At 67.1% G+C, this 14,320-nt stretch carries 17 protein-coding genes; 10 read left to right on the forward strand and 7 right to left on the reverse strand.

Features of this window, described 5'->3' with window-relative positions:
- Nucleotides 1-573 carry a TetR/AcrR family transcriptional regulator gene (locus ACYVN4_RS34960; RefSeq protein WP_460726561.1) on the forward strand — a complete coding sequence of 191 codons (573 nt, stop codon included), beginning with the start codon at nt 1-3 and terminating at the stop codon, nt 571-573.
- Here the strand turns inward: ACYVN4_RS34960 and ACYVN4_RS34965 are convergent.
- Nucleotides 563-1,414, reverse strand: a complete 852-nt coding sequence (locus tag ACYVN4_RS34965; RefSeq protein WP_460726563.1) for an SDR family NAD(P)-dependent oxidoreductase — start codon at nt 1,412-1,414, stop codon at nt 563-565. The two genes, ACYVN4_RS34960 and ACYVN4_RS34965, sit on opposite strands and share 11 nt — an antisense overlap.
- 86 nt (nt 1,415-1,500) lie before the next feature.
- On the opposite strand from ACYVN4_RS34965, the gene ACYVN4_RS34970 reads away from it, so the two are divergent.
- Nucleotides 1,501-2,436 carry a helix-turn-helix domain-containing protein gene (locus ACYVN4_RS34970; protein ID WP_460726565.1) on the forward strand — a complete coding sequence of 312 codons (936 nt, stop codon included), beginning with the start codon at nt 1,501-1,503 and terminating at the stop codon, nt 2,434-2,436.
- A gap of 12 nt (nt 2,437-2,448) precedes the next feature.
- Here ACYVN4_RS34970 and ACYVN4_RS34975 read toward each other — a convergent pair whose 3' ends face one another.
- Nucleotides 2,449-3,228, reverse strand: coding sequence for an NAD(P)H-dependent oxidoreductase (locus ACYVN4_RS34975; protein ID WP_460726567.1), 780 nt, complete (start codon nt 3,226-3,228; stop codon nt 2,449-2,451).
- Between the two features lie 138 nt (nt 3,229-3,366).
- On the opposite strand from ACYVN4_RS34975, the gene ACYVN4_RS34980 reads away from it, so the two are divergent.
- Nucleotides 3,367-4,230: a helix-turn-helix transcriptional regulator gene (locus ACYVN4_RS34980; RefSeq protein ID WP_460726569.1), complete on the forward strand. Its 864-nt coding sequence runs from the start codon at nt 3,367-3,369 to the stop codon at nt 4,228-4,230.
- Here the strand turns inward: ACYVN4_RS34980 and ACYVN4_RS34985 are convergent.
- The 5 genes from ACYVN4_RS34985 to ACYVN4_RS35005 all read right to left on the reverse strand — a co-directional run bounded on the left by ACYVN4_RS34985 (nt 4,141) and on the right by ACYVN4_RS35005 (nt 9,383).
- The gene (locus ACYVN4_RS34985; protein ID WP_460726571.1) at nt 4,141-4,941 is read right to left on the reverse strand and encodes a MerR family transcriptional regulator; all 801 of its coding nucleotides are present in this window, start codon (nt 4,939-4,941) and stop codon (nt 4,141-4,143) included. The genes ACYVN4_RS34980 and ACYVN4_RS34985 overlap by 90 nt on opposite strands.
- A gap of 12 nt (nt 4,942-4,953) precedes the next feature.
- On the reverse strand, nt 4,954-5,808 hold the full coding sequence (locus tag ACYVN4_RS34990) for an alpha/beta fold hydrolase (protein WP_460726573.1): 855 nt from the start codon (nt 5,806-5,808) through the stop codon (nt 4,954-4,956).
- A 48-nt stretch (nt 5,809-5,856) separates the two neighbouring features.
- Complete coding sequence (locus ACYVN4_RS34995) at nt 5,857-6,231, reverse strand: hypothetical protein (protein WP_460726575.1); 375 nt, start codon at nt 6,229-6,231, stop codon at nt 5,857-5,859.
- A gap of 262 nt (nt 6,232-6,493) precedes the next feature.
- On the reverse strand, nt 6,494-7,462 hold the full coding sequence (locus ACYVN4_RS35000; protein ID WP_379355426.1) for a sigma-70 family RNA polymerase sigma factor: 969 nt from the start codon (nt 7,460-7,462) through the stop codon (nt 6,494-6,496).
- Nucleotides 7,463-7,865: 403 nt separating this feature from the next.
- A complete protein-coding gene (locus ACYVN4_RS35005) occupies nt 7,866-9,383 on the reverse strand; it encodes a DUF7782 domain-containing protein (protein WP_460726577.1) in 1,518 nt (505 codons plus the stop codon).
- A 202-nt stretch (nt 9,384-9,585) separates the two neighbouring features.
- On the opposite strand from ACYVN4_RS35005, the gene ACYVN4_RS35010 reads away from it, so the two are divergent.
- From ACYVN4_RS35010 to ACYVN4_RS35040, 7 genes are all read left to right on the forward strand, one after another.
- The gene (locus ACYVN4_RS35010; protein WP_460726579.1) at nt 9,586-9,924 is read left to right on the forward strand and encodes a DUF485 domain-containing protein; all 339 of its coding nucleotides are present in this window, start codon (nt 9,586-9,588) and stop codon (nt 9,922-9,924) included.
- Entirely contained in the window at nt 9,921-11,531 is a 1,611-nt protein-coding gene (locus tag ACYVN4_RS35015; RefSeq protein WP_460726581.1) for a solute symporter family protein, read from the forward strand. Before ACYVN4_RS35010 ends, ACYVN4_RS35015 begins: the two co-directional genes overlap by 4 nt.
- Before the next feature lie 163 nt (nt 11,532-11,694).
- Nucleotides 11,695-12,075: a hypothetical protein gene (locus ACYVN4_RS35020; protein ID WP_460726583.1), complete on the forward strand. Its 381-nt coding sequence runs from the start codon at nt 11,695-11,697 to the stop codon at nt 12,073-12,075.
- Nucleotides 12,072-12,866 (forward strand): F0F1 ATP synthase subunit A, encoded by a 795-nt coding sequence (gene atpB / locus ACYVN4_RS35025; RefSeq protein WP_460726585.1) that lies wholly within the window; start codon nt 12,072-12,074, stop codon nt 12,864-12,866. The genes ACYVN4_RS35020 and atpB overlap by 4 nt, the downstream gene beginning before the upstream one ends.
- 49 nt (nt 12,867-12,915) lie before the next feature.
- Nucleotides 12,916-13,173: a F0F1 ATP synthase subunit C gene (locus tag ACYVN4_RS35030; RefSeq protein WP_040810042.1), complete on the forward strand. Its 258-nt coding sequence runs from the start codon at nt 12,916-12,918 to the stop codon at nt 13,171-13,173.
- Nucleotides 13,174-13,181: 8 nt separating this feature from the next.
- Nucleotides 13,182-13,688, forward strand: a complete 507-nt coding sequence (locus tag ACYVN4_RS35035) for a F0F1 ATP synthase subunit B (RefSeq protein ID WP_460726587.1) — start codon at nt 13,182-13,184, stop codon at nt 13,686-13,688.
- The gene (locus ACYVN4_RS35040; RefSeq protein WP_460726589.1) at nt 13,685-14,254 is read left to right on the forward strand and encodes a F0F1 ATP synthase subunit B family protein; all 570 of its coding nucleotides are present in this window, start codon (nt 13,685-13,687) and stop codon (nt 14,252-14,254) included. Before ACYVN4_RS35035 ends, ACYVN4_RS35040 begins: the two co-directional genes overlap by 4 nt.
- Nucleotides 14,255-14,320 lie beyond the last annotated feature (66 nt).

Consider the following 14,320-nt stretch of genomic DNA (forward strand, 5'->3'; position numbering starts at 1 on the left):
ATGAGCGGACTGCGCGAACGGAAGAAGGTCCAGACCCGCAAGGCCCTGGCCGACGCGGCCCTGCGGTTGTTCCTGGAACGCGGCTACGACGCGGTCAGTGTCAAGGAGGTGGCCGAGGCCGCCGACGTCTCGGTGCCCACCCTCTTCGCGCACTTCCCGGACGGGAAGGAATCGCTGGTCTTCGATATGGACGCCGACCGCGAGTCCGCGGTCGTGGCCGCGGTCCGCGACCGGGCGCCGGGATCGACCGTGCTCGAGGGCCTGCGTGACGCGTTCCTGGCGTTCCCGCGCCCGCCGGAGAGCCTGGAGTTCCGGGCCTTCACCCGGATGATCGACGAAACCCCCGCGCTGTCGAGCTATTTCCGCAAGATGTGGCAGCGCCACGAGGGCGCGCTGGCCCAGGCCATCGCCGAGGACCTGGGGCGCGCGCCCGACGATGTGGCCGTGATCACGTTGGCGCACTTCGTCTTCGGCGCGCTCGATGTCGCCCGCCGCGGCGACGATCCGGCGGGCGACCTCACGCGCATCTTCGAGCTGCTCGAAAACGGCTGGGGCACAATCCTCAAGCCGTGAAGGCGTCCACATGATCGCGCACCCAGTCGGCATAGGTGCGCGGTGCGCGGCCGGTCACCTGCTCGATATCGCGGGTGACGGTGGAATTTCCGCCTCGGCGAACGAAGGCGTTGCCCGCTGTCGCGCGCTCGGCGAACTTCTCGGTCCGGCCCGCCGCGACCATTGCCGCACTGACCTGGTCGAGCGGAATGTCGGCGACCTCGAGCTGTCGGCCCAGCGCCGCGCCCAGGATCTCCGCCTGTTCGGGCCCCGACAGCGCCTGCGGTCCGGTGAGGGTGTAGATGCGGCCCGCGTGCTCGTCGGAGAGCAGCACAGCGGCCGCCACCGCCGCGATGTCGCGCGGATCGACGACGCCCTGCACTCCGGTGCCGGTCATGTTGGGCACCGGTTGACCGGCCTTGACCGGTCCGACCCAGCTCAACGTGTTCGAGGCGAACGAGCTCGGGCGCAGGATCGTCCACGCCGCCCCGCTCTCGCTGATCGCCTTCTCACCCGGCATGTGCCAGGTGGCGAACGGCCCGAGCAGAGGGTCGCCGGTGCCGATAGCGGAGAGCTTCACCAGGCGGGGGACACCCGCCGCGCGGGCGGCGGCGATCAGCGCGGTATCGGTGTCGGCGTCTTCGATCGAGACCTGTCCGTTCAGGAACGCCGCCTGTGCGCCGTCGAAGGCCGCGGCCATGGACGCCGGGTCGAGGTAGTCGCCCCGCACCACCTCCACGCCGTCGGGGAGCTGCGCGGCTTCCGGATTCCTGGTCACCGCACGTACTTTCACGCCGCGCTCGGCGAGCTGACGGACAATTTCACTTCCGATGGTGCCCGTGGCACCGGTGATAACGATCATGGCTATGAGCCTGCCGATCGACCGGCCTGCGGCGATAGGAAAAACCGGCACAGCCGCGACTGCCCCGACTGCCTAGAGTGGATGTGGTGACCACCGCGCAAATCCCGGCCCCGTTCGCGTCGACTCGCGGCATGACCGCCCCGGCTCCAGGCGATGCAGCGTCGACTCGTGTGCACATCGGTGCCCACACGACCACGTCGGGGCCGCGGCGGTCGGACGCGGCGCTGGTCGTGACCGCCGAGGATTTCGAGCGCCTCCTGCCACGGCCGGACGCGCTGCGTCCCTGGATCACCGAGATCGCACACATCCCGACCGTCCGGCCCAGAGCCACGGCGTTCACCCATGTTCCCCAGGCCGTGACCTCGATCGTGCTGCGCACCGAGGCATCGGGCCGCCGCGACGCGTTGGTGCTGGGCCCACGCACCCGCGCCACCTACGCCAACCCCAACAAACCGGCCGGTTGTACCCGAATTCGCCTGGCCCCCGGCGCTTCCCAAGCTCTGCTGGGTCTCCCCGCCGCCGCGCTCACCGACCGCGTCGCCCTGCTGTCGGACCTGCCCGGCCCCGCCGCCGACCTCGCCGACGCGCTGCTCGAACTCGATCCCGAGGACCTGGCCGCCTTCCTGGAAGCCGAACTCCCGCAACGCCTCCTCGAGGACTCGACTCGCCGCGATCACCGCCGCCTGGTCAGCGATGCGGTCGCCGCGATGGAGTCCACGACGCCCGTCGGTGAGCTGGCCAGCTCCCTCGCCGTGAGCGAACGGCAATTGCGCAACCTGTTCACCGCGGGAATCGGGGTGTCGCCCAAGCACTATGCGCGCATCACCCGGGTCCGGCAGGTGCTGGCGGCCGCCGGGAACACGCCCTGGTCGCACCTGGCCACCGACTCGGGCTATTACGACCAATCGCATATGACGGCGGATTTTCGTTCGCTGATGGGCGTGACGCCCGACCGCTTCTTCAAGGGCCGGGTGCCCGCCCCGACCCCTTGCCAGACGATCACCCGGCCGTTCGAGTCCTGATCCGAGGCGAGGTCAACCGCGCACGTGGAGCCCGAATCCGGTGCGGCCCACGGGCTCGAGCCCGTCCTTCAGCTGTAGTGACGGGATCTCGTAGTCGCCGAAGTTCTGCCGCCGGAACGCGATCGGCTCGGTCGAGTCCAGGGTGAGCAGGCGCTGCTCCCAAGCCTTGGCGACATCGGGAAAGTCCTCGGCCGTCATCCGGTCGGTGCGGTAGAGCACGAACGGCGGCAGCACCTCGATGCCCGGGTAGTAGAGGATGCCGTGCTGGATCGGGAACAGCAGATCGTCGATGGGTCCGTTGATTCCGCGTGCGGTGTAATGCGATTCGGGTCCGCCGACGGTCACCGACAGCAGGGCGCGACGGCCCGCGAGGGTGCCTTCGCCGAAGCGCTCGCCGTACTTCATGTCGTTGTGCTCTCCGACGCCGTAGGCGAAGTTGTAGGTGAAGACCCGGTCCACCCAGCCCTTGAGGATGGCGGGCATCGTGTACCACCACAGCGGGAACTGGAAGATGACGGTGTCGGCCCACAACAGCTTGTCGTGCTCGCCGCGCACGTCGGCCGACAGCGTCCCGGCATCGAAGGCCCGGCCCGAGTCGCGCGCGACCTGCAGCGGACTGGAGGCGTCGGGGCCGTAGTCCGCGGCGTCCACGGTCGCCTTCCAGCCCATCGCGTACAGATCGCTCACCCGCACCTCGTGCCCGGCGGTCTCGAGGGTGGCGACGGCGAGGTCCTTCAAAGAGCCGTTTAGCGACCGCGGTTCGGGATGGGCGTAGACGATCAGCGTCTTCATGGGAACTCCTTCGGATCGGATGCCTTCGATCCTGGGCGGCGCGGCGGCCGCCGTTCAGGGGCGCTGTTTCCGTCGGATCGGCGTTCCTGGTAATCACAGGACCACCCTGGTGGTCTATGTCCCCGGCAGACTGGGGTCATGGATGATCTCGCGGGCTTCCTGCGCACCCGCCGTTCCCGGGTGGACCCGGCCGCCGTCGGCATCCCCGTCGACCGCTACCGCCGGGTCGAGGGTTTGCGCCGCGAGGAGGTCGCGCACCTGTCCGGGGTTAGCGTCGACTATTACGTGCGCCTCGAACAAGGCCGCGCGACACAGCCTTCCGAGCAAGTTCTCGACGCGCTGGCTCGCGTCCTCGGCCTCGACGACACCGAGCGCGACCACCTCGACAGGCTCGCCCGCCAGCGCCGCCGCCGCACGAAGACCCCCGGCGGCCGGATCCGCCCGGAACTACTGCGAGTCCTGGACCTGGTGGCCGGCGCACCCGCGCTGATCATGGACCACCGCCTCGACGTCCTGGCCGGAAACGAGCTCGCCGACCTGCTCTACGGCCGCCCGGCGGCGGGCCTCAACACTGCCCGCCACATCTTCCTGGAGGAATCCGACCGCGGGCTGTACGAGGGCTGGGACGCCTGCACCCTCGATGTGGTGGGCCATCTCCGCCTGGCCGCCGGAAAATACCCCGACGACCCGCGCCTGGCCTCGCTCATCGGCGAATTGTCCATGGGCAGTGACCGTTTCCGCCGTCTGTGGGCCCGCGCGGATGTCCGTGCCCGCACCCACGGCCGCAAGGCCTACCGCCACCCGCTGGTCGGCCTCCTGGAACTCCACCAGGAAAACTTCGCTCTCCCCGACGATTCCGGCCTCGAACTGATCGTCCTGTCCGCCCCTCCCGGCAGCCCCGCCGCAGACGGCCTACGCCTGCTCGCGAGCCTGAGCGCGACCGATGCTCCCGTCCACGCGCTCGAGCCTGGTCCAACCGGTCCAACCCCGTTGGCGCAGTAGCTCGTTCAGCCGACGAACCGGCGGGGCGCTGGCGAAGGCGAGCGTGTCCAGCAGTTCGGCCAGCGACGGCTCGATGTCACCGCCGACGTACTCCTCGCCGTTCTCCTCGGCGAGCCGAGTGAGGTAGTCGGCCATGTCGTCGACGAGTTCGGTGAGCATTGGATCGTTGTCGCCGCGGTCGAGGGCGCGGCCGAGGGCGAGGTAGAAGTTCATGAGCGGCGGGTGGGCGAGCTGTTCGCGCTTGCGCGCCATCAGTTCCGGGATGCGGTCGGGGGAGTGGGCGGCCAGCGGAATCCAGCCGTCGCGCTCGACCTGGACGATCCGCTCGTCGACGCCCAGCGCCCGCAGCCGGTCGAGGAACTCCACCACCGGTGCGGGCAGGGCCACGCTGTCGCCCGCGGCGAGACGGGCGATCCGCTCGCGCTGCCGTTCCCGCTGCCGAATTTCGGCCCGCAACCGTTGATCGATCTCGGCGATCGCCGCGGCGAATTCCACCGGGTCGGCGCGCAGCAGGTCGCGCACGCGCGCGAGCGGTACCCCGGCCTCGGCGAGGGTGCGGATCCTGATCAGCTCGACCACGGCGCTCGGCTCATAGCGCCGATAACCGGCGTGGTCGCGGTCGGGCTCCGGCAGCAGCCCTTTGGCGTGGTAGTGCCGCACCGCGCGCACCGTGACTCCGGCGTGCGCCGCCAGTTCGCCGATGGTGAGCATCGAACCAGTCTCCTAGAGCCGCAGGCGGTTCGAGAGATTCACAGATCGGTCGGTGGCCTGCCGCACCAGCTCGGCGACCTGCGGCGCGTGGGTGACGACCAGTGCATGGGTGGCGTCGAGCCAGGTCACGGGGATATCCGGCCGCTCGTGGGTGAGCCGGTCGATGCCCGCGTGCCAGAGCCGATTGTGCCGTGGCACACGGCCTTCGCCGCTGTCACCGGCCATCGATGCCGCCATGATCATGCTGATCGGGCAGTCGATCCGCCGGTACAAATCGAGGATTCCAGGCCCGGCCACATCCAAATCAAGCTCGAGGCCGGACCGCAGGACATCGAGTTCGAGATTGAGTTCGAGGATTTGCCGCGCGTCGAGGAGCACCTGACGCGGCGTGCCCGCGACGGACTCCCGCAATGTCGCCTGGTTCTCCCACAGAGCCCGGAAGTCGGGCAGATCGGTCGCGGTGATGAAGGGCGCGGGTATCGGGTTCGCGCCGTCGATGACCACGAGTTCGCCGACCCTGCCGGGATTTTCGGCCGCATAGTGCACGATCAGGTCGGCACCGTAGGAGTGGCCCGCGAGGATGGGGGCACGCAGACCGCGCCGGTCCGCCTCCGCCAGCACGGCGGTGAGATCGCCGAGGAACGCCGCGAAGCTGTACCGGTCGCCCGCCGAGGACAGCCCGTGTCCCCGCAGATCGAAGCTCAGCACATCGAAGTCGGCGCGCAGCAAGGCGAGCAGGTCGTGCAATTCGGCCTGTGACGAGGTCAGACCGGGACAGAAGACCAGCGGCCGTCCCGCGCCGCCGCGCGATACCGGGATGCTGACGCCGTCGTAGTGAACCGTGAATTGCTCGGTGTGCGTTGACATACCGAGCATGGTGCGCGGTTGACCCTGCGTCAGGGTCAACCCCCGCGGTCACATCAGGGCGATGAGCGGCTGGGTTTCGCTTGCGGGATAGACGGATTCGATGAAGGCCGTCAGCCGGATCCGGGATTCGCCGAGGCGGCCGGTGAAGACGCGGCGCCCCGCGGAGGCGTCGCGCTCCTGGGTGGCGTCGGTGAGCTGCAGGGCGCGGGCCCAGGCGAGCAGGTGGGTATTGGATTCGGCGGCGGCCAGATCGGGGTGGACGGTGCCGCAGAATTCGGCTTCGGTGCCGGTGGCGTCGAGGCGTGCGCGGCAGTCCCACATCCAGCTCACCGGTGGTAGCGGTTCGCCGGTGATCTCGCTGGCGTAGGAGTTCACCAGCGTCGACAGGGTGTCGATGGCAATCATCGTCAGCGAATCGGTCACAGCGGCCAGACTCCCACCCCTGAGAGCGACTGGCCCGCAACCTGACTCGCTACCGCGTGTCGGTGCTGTTCAGCGACCCGGAAAGTCGGACATACCGCGCACGAAAACGCCGACCGACTCGCAAACCCGGAGGGGGACGTTCGGGTAGGAGTCGGTCGGCGTGGATCGGGCCAGCGCCTCGAAGATGGCCCGAAGAGTGGGGGTGGAGCCGTGCAGGGGGTTTCGGCTCCACCCGGGTGCGAACTGGCTTGCGGTGTTCGAACTAGCTGGCGTAGGCCCGCAGGCGGTCGGCGCGCTCGCCCTTGCGCAGCTTCGACATGACCTCGCGCTCGATCTGGCGGACCCGCTCGCGCGAGAGGCCGAAGAGCTTGCCGATCTGGTCGAGGGTGCGCGGCTGGCCGTCGTCGAGGCCGTAGCGCAGGCGGATGACCTGCTGCTCACGCTCGTCGAGGGTGGCCAGCACGGTACGCACATCGCGGTGCAGCAGTCCGGCGATGACCGCGGACTCGGCGGAGGTGGCCTCGGAATCCTCGATGAAGTCGCCCAGCGGAGCCTCTTCGTCATTGCCGACCGGCATGTCCAGGGATACCGGGTCGCGGCTGTGGTCGAGCAGATCGGCGATCTTGTCGACCGGAATGCCGGACTCGTTGGACAGTTCCGCATCGGTGGCCTCGCGCCCGAGCTGCTGGTGCAGTTCGCGCTTGATGCGGGCCAGCTTGTTCACCTGCTCGACCAGATGGACGGGGAGGCGAATGGTGCGGGACTGATCGGCCATGCCACGGGTGATCGCCTGGCGAATCCACCAGGTGGCGTAGGTCGAGAACTTGAAGCCCTTGGTGTAATCGAACTTCTCCATCGCACGGATCAGACCCAGGTTGCCTTCCTGGATGAGATCCAGCAGCGGCATGCCGCGACCGGTGTAGCGCTTGGCGAGGGAGACCACGAGGCGGAGGTTGGCTTCCAGCAGGTGCTGGCGAGCGGCCTGACCCTCGCGAACCAGGATCGCGAGATCCTTCTTCTTCGCGGCGGACAGTCGTTTGCTCGTCTCCAGCAGGTGCTGTGCGTAGAGGCCCGCCTCGATGCGCTTGGCCAGCTCGACCTCGTCTGCCGCCGTCAGCAGCGCCGTCTTACCGATCCCGTTCAGGTACACGCGTACCAGGTCAGCGGCAGGGCTTGCGGCGTCGAGGTCTTGTTCGCTGATGCGCACGTCAGTGGTGGCGGGGCTTGTCATGACTTGCCTCCTGGTCGGTGGTGTCTCGTTCCGTTCAACGGACCCGACATCAGGAAAGTTCCCCGGACGACAACCGGTAAACCGCGCTTGAGCTGCGGTTTTTACGGCGCACGTCTGAGAAGTTCCTGAGAAGCGCGTATCCTGTGGAACTCGCGCCTGCCGTCGGACGGGCCTGGGTGTCCGGGTAGTTGCCACCGTCGGAGTCCAACTTGCCGACGTACCAATCGATTACGTGTCATTCGTAGGTGAATGGGCCTTGCCCGGACGCCTTCCTTCGAGCACGAATGAAAACGATCGGCCCGGCCCGGGCATTCCCGGGCCGGGCCACATCGATACTCGGGCGACACGTGATCGTGACGGACCTCACCGCCGGTCAGCGCCGGATTTCCGGCGGAACCTCGACTCAGCGCGGATGGATGAGCCCGTGGCGGACCAGTCCCGCCACCACGCCGATCACAGCGCTCTCGAACTCCGGGGTGGCGGCATCGCCGGTCTCGCCGAAGGCCAGCAGCTCCACCAGCTCCCGCAGCGGCAGGCCGTCCGGGCGCATCCCGGCCAGGAGCGCGGCGGTGGTGTCGTCGACCTCGTGCTGCCAGCGCGGGCCGTCGCCGCGGTGCAGCCGAACCACCCGCTGCTCCCAGCCTTCCGCGCCGGGAAGCGAGACGCGCTCGAGCGCGGTGGCCGGATCGACCTCGTAGCGGGCGTCGAGGATGAGGTCCGCATCGGCGGCCGCGGCGCGCAGCCAGGCCGAGCGCTCGAAGTAGGCCAGCGCCTCGGGACCCAGCGGGTCGTCGAAGCCGTGCGTCAGGTCCTCGGCGAGCAGTTCGGTCGGGCCGTCGATGGCGCGCAGATAGACGAATCCGAATCCGATGCCCTCCACCCCGGATTCGTCGAAGGCGTCGAGCCAGAGTTCGGCGCGGGCCTGGGCGGCCCCTTCGCGCGGGTCGAGTCCGGCGTCGCGCAACCAGGTTCCGACATAGAGGGCGGGGTCGGCGATGTCGCGCTGCACGATCCAGGCGTCGATGCCGTGGTCGGGCAGCCAGCTCGCGACGCGGGCGCGCCAGTCCTCTCCCTCGAGGTGTACCCAGGAGGCGAGCAGCGCGGCGGTGCCGCCGGGGTTCAGCAGTTCCGGAATGCCGGAGATGACGAGTTCGCTCGCACCGTCGAGGGCCAGCCCGGAGTCCCGGTAGGTGTGCTCGACGCGGGCCGGGCCGACCACGAACGGGGGATTGGCCACGATCTGGTCGAAGCGGCGGCCGGCGACCGGTTCGAACCAGGAGCCTTCCAGCAGTTCGATATCCAGATCATTGAGTGCCGCGCTGGCCTCGGCCAGCCACAGCGCGCGCTGGTTCACGTCGGTGCCGGTGATGCGGCTGCCGTAGGACGCGGCGTGCACGGCTTGAACTCCGCAGCCGGTGCCGAGATCCAGCACGGTGCCGGTCTTGCGGGTCGGGGTGGCGCGCAGCAGCGACAGTGACGCCTGACCGACGCCGAGCACGTGATCGGTGTCGAGGGCGCGGCGGCGCATGGAGTCGTCGAGGTCGGACAGCCCCCAGCGCGTGCCGTGACCGAGATCGAGGGGCCGCAGGTCCAACGCCGCGCGAATCTCGTTGCCGTCGTGTTCCAGCAGGCCCGCGGCGACGGCGCGGTCGATGCTCACGGGTGAGAGGGCCGCTGCCGCTTCGGCTTCGGTGACGGGATCGCCGAGCAGCAGCAGACGCACGAGCGTGCCGAGCTCGCCGAGATCGGCGGCGGCACGGCGGACGGGGACGGGTTCGCCGCGACCGAGGGCGGCGTGGGCGTCGTCGCCGAGCGCCTCGAGCAAGGTGTCCGCGTCGTAGCGGACGCGGGTCAGCGCCGCGCGTAGGTCGGGCGCGAGGTCGGCGAGCAGTGACGAGGTGGTCGTCTGGTTCGTCGGCATAACTGGGAACTCTGCCACCGCAACCGATGGGCATCCGTCGGCGGCCCCGATTCCGGGAAGGCAACCGGTTGGTAGCTGGCCACCCGAGGCCATGAATTTCAGCTCACTTATCCATGAATTTGCGATCTCACCTGCGGTTATTCGCCCCGCTCGCAACGATATTGATTGCTAGTGTGACCTGGATCACCAGGAGGTATCGCAGTTGACAACTGAAACCCAGACCGGTGGACCGTCTCCCGATTGGTCCGAGGTCTACGACAGTCCCGAGTTCCAGCGTCTGCGTTCGCGCTTCCGGCGCTTCGTCTTCCCCATGACCGCCCTGTTCCTCGCCTGGTACGCGCTCTACGTGCTGCTGGCCGACTACGCGCACGGCTTCATGTCGCACAAGGTGGGCGGGAACATCACCGTGGGCCTCATCTTCGGCCTGCTGCAGTTCCTTTCGACCTTCGTCATCACCGGCCTCTATGTCTGGTACGCCGATCGCAAGCTCGATCCGGCCGCCGAGGCGATCCGCGCCGAACTGGAAGGAGAGGCGCAGTGAACCTCTATCTGGCAGCCGGGGTCGAGGGCAGCCGCCCCGGACTCAACATCACCATCTTCGCCATCTTCGTGGTCATCACCCTCGGCATCGTGGTGTGGGCCAGCCGCGACAACCGCACGGCCGCCGACTATTACGCCGCCGGGCGCGCGTTCTCCGGACCGCAGAACGGCATCGCCATCTCCGGCGACTACCTCTCCGCGGCCAGCTTCCTGGGCATCGCCGGGGCCATCGCGGTGTACGGCTACGACGGCTTCCTCTATTCCATCGGGTTCCTGGTGGCGTGGCTGGTGGCCTTGCTGCTGGTCGCCGAATTGCTGCGCAACACCGGCAAATTCACCCTGGGCGACGTGCTGGCCTTCCGGATGCGGCAGCGGCCGGTGCGAGCGGCGGCGGCCACCTCCACGCTGGCGGTGAGTCTGTTCTATCTGCTGGCCCAGATGGCGGGCGCGGGCGTGCTGATCTCGCTGCTGCTGGGCGTATCCAGTTCGGCGGGACAGAATCTCGTGATCGCCGTGGTCGGCGCGATCATGATCGTCTACGTGCTCGTCGGCGGTATGAAGGGCACCACCTGGGTGCAGATCGTCAAGGCGGTGCTGCTGATCGCGGCGGCCGCGGCCATGACGGTGTGGGTGCTGGGGCGCTACGACTTCAACCTGTCGAATCTGTTCGCCGATGCGGTGAACCACGGCGGCAAGACCGGCGCGAAGCTGCTCGAGCCCGGCTTCAAGTACGGCAAGAACGGCACCACCAAGCTCGACTTCCTTTCCCTCGCACTGGCTCTGGTGTTGGGCACCGCGGGGCTGCCGCACGTGCTGATGCGGTTCTATACGGTGCCGACGGCCAAGGAGGCGCGCCGCTCGGTGGTATGGGCGATCGGACTGATCGGCGTCTTCTATCTGTTCACACTGGTGCTGGGCTATGGCGCGGCGGCGTTGGTCGGGCCGGAGAAGATCGCCAAGGCGCCGGGCAAGGAGAACGCGGCCGCCCCGCTGCTGGCCCTGGAGCTGGGCGGGCCGGTGCTGCTGGGATTCGTTGCGGCCGTGGCGTTCGCGACGATTCTGGCCGTGGTGGCCGGGCTGACGATCACCGCGTCGGCGTCCTTCGCGCACGATGTCTACGCCAATGTGTTCAAGCGCGGACAGGCCGATGGCAAGGGTGAGGTGCGGGTCGCGCGGATCACCGCCGTGGTGATCGGGGCGGTGGCGATCGTGGGCGGCATTCTGGCTAAGAATCAGAATGTGGCGTTCCTGGTGGCGCTGGCGTTCGCGGTCGCCGCCTCGGCAAACCTGCCGACCATCCTGTATTCGCTGTTCTGGCGGCGCTTCAACACCGCGGGCGCGCTGTGGAGCATCTACGGCGGGCTGGCCGTCACGATCGTGTTGATCGTGTTCTCCCCGGCGGTCTCCGGAGCGCCCACCGCCATGATCAAATCCCAAGACTTCCACTGGTTCCCGCTCTCGAACCCGGGTCTGGTGTCCATCCCGGTTTCGTTCGCTCTGGGTTGGCTGGGAACGATCTTGTCGAAGGAAAGCGACAATGCCAAGTATGCCGAGATGCAAGTGCGGTCGCTGACCGGCGTCGGAGCCGAAAAGGCTGTGCAACAGTAAAGTCCGATTAAAATGGCGAAAAGTTAGCTGAAAGGCGTTTCAGAATTTCAAGATCAACAATTTGAAGATCAAAAATACTGGCCCGCAACGAGGTTGGGCTGTGTATGCTACTGATCATGCACAGCCCCACTACGAGGTGGGATGACGGCAAGGCGGTGTCGTATTGGACGTCAACAGGCTTCGGATGCGCAGAGCGACTGCTATTGCAATCGCTTTCGGTGTTCTGGCTTTGATGATCTCAGGCGCGTTGGATCGATTGTTGCTGGGTGTTTTCATAGCCGGCGGTTTGACGCTCGGCTGGGTTAATGCCCGGCTCACCTGGATGTCGATCGTGCGCATCACCGATGCGGAAACACCCAGCAAACAAAAGCTGGCGTTGTCCTCGGCATCGCGCCTCCTCATTCTGACCGGATTGTCGATTCTGGTGGCGTTTCTGACTCGGCCCAACGGCGTCGGAATCTTCTTCGGGCTGGCCCTCTTTCAGTTGATCCTGGTGCTGCATACCGCACTGCCCGAGGTGAAAGGGCTCCGACAGCAATCATGAGCATCTCCGTTGCTTCCCTCGCCCATTTGTCGGCACCGACAGTGCTGGCCGCCGAGGATTCCTCGGGGGACTCCAAGATTCACGTCGGTGACCATGCCCAGGCGCAGCTCTGGGGCCTGACCTTCAATGTGGACACCATCGTGTCCACCTCGGTGGCCGCGGTGATCGTGCTGGGCCTGGCCTTCTACCTGCGGGCCAAGATCACCTCCGGGGTGCCGAACGGCGTGCAGCTGTTCTTCGAGGCCGTCACCGTCCAGATGCGCAATCAGGTGGAGACGGCGATCGGGATGAAGATCGCGCCGTTCGTGCTGCCGCTGGCGGTCACGCTGTTCACCTTCATCCTGTTGTCGAACTGGTTGTCGGTCTTGCCCGTTCAGTACGGTTCGGGCGAATTGATCGCGCCGCCGGCCTCCGACTTCAACTTCACGCTCTCGCTGGCGCTGTTCGTGTTCCTCTTCTACCACGCCGCCGGTGCCTACCGGCGCGGGCCGGGCGGGCACATCAAGCAGTTGCTCAAGGGTCACACCGGCTGGGGCCCCATGGTTTTCATCAATGTGGTCGAGGAAATCGCCAAACCGCTGTCGCTCTCGCTGCGACTTTTCGGCAACATGTTCGCGGGCGGCGTCATGGTTTCGGTGATCACGTTGTTCCCGTTCTGGATCAGCTGGGGTCCGAATGCCCTCTGGAAGATCTTCGACCTGTTCGTCGGAGCCATTCAGGCATTCATCTTCGCCCTGCTGACCATCCTCTACTTCAGCCAGTCGATGTCGCTGGAGAGTGAAAACCACTGAGCGACTTCAGTCGTTCAGCGCAATAACCCTTTGTATAAGGAAGTGAAAAATGGCTGACCCAGCAACCGCGAGTATCGTCCAGGGCGCTCTTATCGGCGGCGGCATCATTCTGGCGGGCGGTGCCATCGGCGCGGGTATCGGTGACGGATTGGCCGGTGCCGCATTGATCAACGGTGTCACCCGGCAGCCGGAGGCCGAAGGCCGCCTGCGCGTCAACTTCTTCCTGACCGTCGGTCTGGTCGAAGCGGCGTACTTCATCAATCTAGCGTTCATGGCCCTGTTCGTATTCGCTACTCCCGGTAAGTAGACGGCATCATGTCTCCCAGAACGGATGTGGAGGCCGCGGGGAACTTCCTGGTTCCCAACGGCACTTTCTTCGCCGAGTTATTGATCTTCCTGATCGTGCTCGCGGTCATCTGGTTCTTCGTGGTTCCGCCGATACGAAAGGTGTTGGCGGAGCGGGAGGCACGCGTCGAGGTCACGACGGCCACCGCCAAGGAGGCGAGCGAAACGTTCGCCGAAGCCGAGGCGCGCTACGAATCCGCACTCGAGAAGGCCCGCAACGAAGCGGCCGACATCCGGAATGAGGCACGGGCGCAAGGCCGGGCCATTCTCGAGGAGATGCGTGGCGAAGCGCAGAAAGAGGCCGACCAGATCGTGGCCGAGTCCACGGCGCACCTACGCGCCGAGGCCGACCAGGTGGCCGCCGAACTACGCGAATCCGTCGAACCACTCGCACAGAACCTGGCCGGCCGGGTTCTCGGCGGGAACGATCGTGCCCGGACCAGTGCGGGCCAGCAGAGAGGACGGGGGTCCGCATGATCCTCAACCATGCCCTACTCGCCGAGGGTTACAACATCACCTTCAATTGGCCCGTCTTCTTCAGTCAGCTGTTCGGGTTCGCGGTGATCGTCTGGTTCTTCGCGAAATACGTTGTGCCGCCGCTCAAGCGGATCATGAACAACGCGCAGAACCAGATTCGCCGCCAGCTGGAGGAGAGCGAGGCGGCCGCCGACCGCCTGGCCACCGCCAAGGCCGCCTACGACAATGCCGTGGCCGAGGCCCAAGCCGAACTCCTGCGCATGCGCGAGGAGGCTCGCGTCGACGCCGATCGCATCATCGCCCAGATGCGGGAGGCCGCCGCGGCCGAGGTGGAGCGGGTCCGCAAGCAGGGCCGCGATCAGATCCTGCAGTACCGCAGGCAGATGATTCGCGACCTGGAAACGGATCTGGCGGCCGCCATGCTGGCGCTCACCGAGGAGAAGGTGCGCGAACAGCTCGGCTCGCCGCAACAGCGGGCGGACAGCATCGACAGGTTCCTGGAGGATCTGGAGGCGCTGGCCAATTCCGGTGAGGCGCGGCGGGAGCCGCAGACCGAGCGGAAGTAACCAACTCTCGGGACTCTCAGGGGTTCCCCCTGAAACCCCGAATACGCTGAAACCCCGGATACTGTC

Source organism: Nocardia heshunensis, assembly GCF_054782115.1.

What these genes read in the sequence shown, in the direction of transcription:
- ACYVN4_RS34960 (WP_460726561.1), top strand. Translation starts at nt 1, where the DNA reads ATGAGCGGACTGCGCGAACGGAAGAAGGTCCAGACCCGCAAGGCCCTG.
- ACYVN4_RS34965 (WP_460726563.1), bottom strand. Translation starts at nt 1,414, where the DNA reads ATGATCGTTATCACCGGTGCCACGGGCACCATCGGAAGTGAAATTGTC.
- ACYVN4_RS34975 (WP_460726567.1), bottom strand. Translation starts at nt 3,228, where the DNA reads ATGAAGACGCTGATCGTCTACGCCCATCCCGAACCGCGGTCGCTAAAC.
- ACYVN4_RS34980 (WP_460726569.1), top strand. Translation starts at nt 3,367, where the DNA reads ATGGATGATCTCGCGGGCTTCCTGCGCACCCGCCGTTCCCGGGTGGAC.
- ACYVN4_RS34985 (WP_460726571.1), bottom strand. Translation starts at nt 4,941, where the DNA reads ATGCTCACCATCGGCGAACTGGCGGCGCACGCCGGAGTCACGGTGCGC.
- ACYVN4_RS34990 (WP_460726573.1), bottom strand. Translation starts at nt 5,808, where the DNA reads ATGTCAACGCACACCGAGCAATTCACGGTTCACTACGACGGCGTCAGC.
- ACYVN4_RS35000 (WP_379355426.1), bottom strand. Translation starts at nt 7,462, where the DNA reads ATGACAAGCCCCGCCACCACTGACGTGCGCATCAGCGAACAAGACCTC.
- ACYVN4_RS35005 (WP_460726577.1), bottom strand. Translation starts at nt 9,383, where the DNA reads ATGCCGACGAACCAGACGACCACCTCGTCACTGCTCGCCGACCTCGCG.
- atpB (WP_460726585.1), top strand. Translation starts at nt 12,072, where the DNA reads ATGAGCATCTCCGTTGCTTCCCTCGCCCATTTGTCGGCACCGACAGTG.
- ACYVN4_RS35030 (WP_040810042.1), top strand. Translation starts at nt 12,916, where the DNA reads ATGGCTGACCCAGCAACCGCGAGTATCGTCCAGGGCGCTCTTATCGGC.
- ACYVN4_RS35035 (WP_460726587.1), top strand. Translation starts at nt 13,182, where the DNA reads ATGTCTCCCAGAACGGATGTGGAGGCCGCGGGGAACTTCCTGGTTCCC.
- ACYVN4_RS35040 (WP_460726589.1), top strand. Translation starts at nt 13,685, where the DNA reads ATGATCCTCAACCATGCCCTACTCGCCGAGGGTTACAACATCACCTTC.